Source organism: Bartonella sp. AD328YNZD, from assembly GCF_042196425.1.
Genome location: NZ_JBHIQG010000217.1, coordinates 1 through 4186, shown reverse-complemented (window position 1 = coordinate 4186; position 4186 = coordinate 1). Strand labels below are relative to the sequence as shown.

Annotated in this window: 1 protein-coding gene; it reads right to left on the bottom strand. The window is 37.8% G+C overall.

Annotated features, from left to right (window positions below; all coding sequences use genetic code 11):
• On the bottom strand, nt 1-4186 hold a 4186-nt coding region (locus ACFIO3_RS09445; RefSeq protein WP_375704363.1), incomplete at both ends, for a pertactin-like passenger domain-containing protein.

Here is a 4186-nt window from a genome sequence, read left to right as displayed (position 1 = left end):
GCACAATCATTTGATCGGCTAAAGAGTGAGAAGATTCTGAAACAGCAGTTTGTTGTTTTTCATCAGAAAGAGGATGAGAACTTCCTGAACCTAAAACTTCAATAACGTGACTTCCAAGAGAGAAAACAGTTGGAGATACAGAAGCCTGAGATTTTTGCCTTAAGTTTTGGCAGTTCTCTCTTCGACGTGGCAATTTAATAACATGCGCTTGTGGTGCTGCAATCGTTGAAAGAGAAGAAACCGATTGATTTTGATTTAAATGCCGCACAGATCTGCTTCTACTACGTGGTAAACTGTTGAGAAATGAAACATTATCAATAAATACTGCAGATAAATACCAAACTTTTTCGCCCCCATCCTCATCAATTCTCTGTTTTAAACCATACGTATAGGTTCCGCCATCAATAGTTTTAACATTTGCACCAGAAAAGCTTCTCAGGGTAAAATGTGCGCCTCCACTTTGATCAACAATTAAATCAAGTTCTGTTGAAGAAGGATCAACAATTTCAATACCGGAATCTAAAATATTTATTGTGTGAGAACCACGGCCATTTTTGATAAAGAGATAATCACCTTCTCCTTCTGCAAGGCTGACATTAAAATCGAAATGTAGACTCCCCAAAAGATTATCAATATAAAGCTTAGAGTAATGTAAATCGGATTCTGTAGAAGTAAAAATAATATTTCCCACACCGCTCAGCTTCTTAATATAAGTTTCTGTGTTTCCATATCCATTAGAAATAGAGTATAATTTAGCGTTTTCTCCCTCTAAATTAATATCGTCTACTGTTGTGTGATAATTTTTGTATTCAGTATAAAAGCTATTATTTCCAGCATAAAGATGGACTTGTCCCAAATCATGAATCTTTATTTTTCCTTCCAACACCGCACCAGCAAAAATCCATGAATTGGCTCCTTCTTTAATTGTTAGATTTTTTACAATGCTACCAGCATGAACTTCTTGAGCAGCATGGCGGTGTAAAGTCACAATGTTCACCTCTCCCCCTGCTAATACCCGCTGTACACCACCCGCGAAAACCTCAGTATTCACAGCTAAACCACCACTCTTTTGTATAAAATCATCATCATCTGCGAACCACTTAGCAAGAGTTTGTATTCCTCCACTCATCACTTTTGTTCCCACAGCCATCCCATCATCATATACATTCTGCTGTCCTGGCGTATCACCTTGACCATAAAGTGTCGTGTTATAAGCGCTGCTCCCCACAATTCCACCATTTACATAACCATCTCCGAAAACAAGCTGCTCCCCACCATAAATTTCAGCTTTCAATGCGGTTCCTCCTCCCTCCACTCTTTGTTTTCCACCCTCGTAAATAATCGTAAATTCTGAAATCCCTTGTTCCCCTACAATCTCAACACCACCATTTTCAATGGTCGTATTCTTACTGAAACCACCAGTCTCAACATAGAGTGTTGCAGTTTCTGGAACCGTATTATTAATGGATAATTTAAAATCATCCGTTTCTCCATCACCAGCAATATAAACTATGCTATTGTCACCGAGCACGGAGCTTTGCAAAATTTTTTCACGTGTACCAGTAATGAAATCCTCTGCATAAAAACTGAAATCACCTTTATAAGAATTGGCTATAGAATCTTCCAAAGGAGAACCATACTTTTCTTGCTCAAAAGATTCAGCTATAGGCAACTCCATATGAGATGGAGGAAAGATAGGAGAAAAATTTTTTTCTGGCATAGATGGTGTCGATAAAGACCAAATCTTTCCACCGTTATGATCTTTTTTCTTGAGAGCGTACATGTAGACTCCATTATCAACAGTAGCTATCTCTTCACCCCAAAAATCTATCAGAGTAAAATGCGCATTTCCGCTTTGATCATGAATTAAATCAAGCTCCAAAACTAAATTCTGATCTTGTAGAGGAGAATTGGTAATTTCAACACCAGAATCGATAACGCTTATGGTGTGATGACCTGCTCCTCTTTTTATCAGAAGATAATCACCGCGCTGTTCTACAAAATTAGTATTAAACCTAAAATGTAAATTACCTGAAAGATTACCAACCTCAAGTTTAGAATAATGTGGATTAAACACGGTAGAAGTAAAAATAACGTGTCCATTCCCGCTTAAATCCTCAATCAAAGAGCTTTCACCGTCCATCTTGGAAGCAATAGAGTATAATGTGGTATCTTTGTCATTTAAAACAATTTTTTCTACTTCAGTACGAGATCGCTCAGTACCAGCATAAAGATAAATCCGTCCAGAATCATGAATCATGGTGTTCCCTTCTAATGTTGCACCATAATGTAACCACGATTGTGCTTGATCCTTAACGGTTAAATCTTTTACATAGCCTCCTAAATCTATTGCTTGGAAAGCATTCCCTTGTAAGAGAACACCAATCGCGATTCCTCCCGCTAAAACGTGTTGTTCTCCACCAGAAAAGATCTTCGTATCAAATGCAAAACTGCTATAATGGTCTAGATCCTCTTCTACATAAAGATTTTGTATCCCTCCTTCCATGATCTTTGTGTTAAAAACCTCTCCATCATCGTACACATTCTGATATCCTCGCACTCCATTTTTACCAGAAACGATAGTGTCATAGGCACTGCTTCTTACCATTTCACCTTTGATATCAGACTTTCCTGAAACAAACTGCTCACCACCGTAAATTTTAACCCCTTCAGCTTTCCCCCCATCTTCAACCTTTTGTTTTCCCCCTTTCTTAACTGTACTATCCTGTGAAAGACCCTGTGCTCTAACAAGCTCAGTGCCGCCTCTTTGAATTGTTGTATACAAGCTAAAACCACCGTGATAAACGGAGATCTTTCCACCGTCTTTAACTGTATTATTAATCGAAGTTTCTCCAGTGCTTTCAACTTTCTCACTGTTACTATCAAAGCTAGGATCAGCAATCGTAACAATCATTCCCTTTTCAATTGTGCGTTCTGTGAGATCATTCGATAATGAAGCTATAGCAGATGGTTGCAAGCTAAAATCAGAAAACAAAGAGGTATTTATCTCATCAAGAGCATAATTCGCATCTAAATACCAAGTTTTACCATTGCTCTCATTTTTTCTATGTTTCAAACTGTACATGTAAGTTCCGGCATCAATAGCTTTGATTTTTTCACCAAAAGTGTTTGCCAGAGTAAAATAAGCGTTTCCACTATGATCAGAAATTAATTTAAACCTTTTGTGGGAAGGGGGTGTGACCTCCCCCCCAGAATCAATAATACTTACTGTATGATAACCTGAACCACTTTCTTTAATGACAAGATAATCACTAAGGTGCTTGGCAAAATTGACATTAAAATTGAAATGTAAAGAACCTGAAAGATTATCAATATTAAGCTGAGAATAATGCTTATTAGTCCCTAAAGACGTAAAAATAACTCTGCCACTTCCCGTTAAATTTTGGACATTAACCTGAGATTTTTTGCCATTATCTTCAACAGCAATAATGTATAGCTTGGTATCTTCTCCATTTAAATTAAGATTTTCTACTTCCGTGACAGCTTCACCATTTCCAGCATAAAGATAGAGACTACCAAAATCATGAATATTTGTATCCTTATCTAATATTGCACCAGCAAAAACCCATGACCTTGCTTGATGATTAATGGTTAGATCATCCGTATATCCAGAATCATATATATTCTGAATAGCTCTATCGTATAAAGTAACTTCACTCGCATTCCCTGCTGCAAAGATATTCTGCATACCATTTTTAAAAAGTTCGGTACTCAGTGCAAAAGCCCCCTCATTAATTGTAAAATCTTCATCTTCTGTATCGACTGTATCAGCATCTTCTGAGAAACCGTTATGAAAATTCTCTTTACCATCAATATTTTGAATACCGCCTTTCATAATCTTTGTGTCAACAGCCAGCCCCCCACTATAGACATTTTGTATTCCTGGCACTCCATCTGCAGCATGAATTTCAGTGCCATAAGCACTACTTTCCTTATCTTTCCGCGACAAACCATCCCCAAGAAAACCCTTACCAAAAATAATCTGCTCACCACCATAGATTTGAGCCCCTTCTGCATTTGCACCACTCTCAACAATTTGTTTCCCCCCTTTTTTAACAGCGGCATATTCCGAACTGCTCAGATTTTGAACGAATTCAATACCACCACTCTCAATTGTCGTATCCCTGCTAACACTTGCTGCATCAATGTAGAGTTTTCCCCCCTC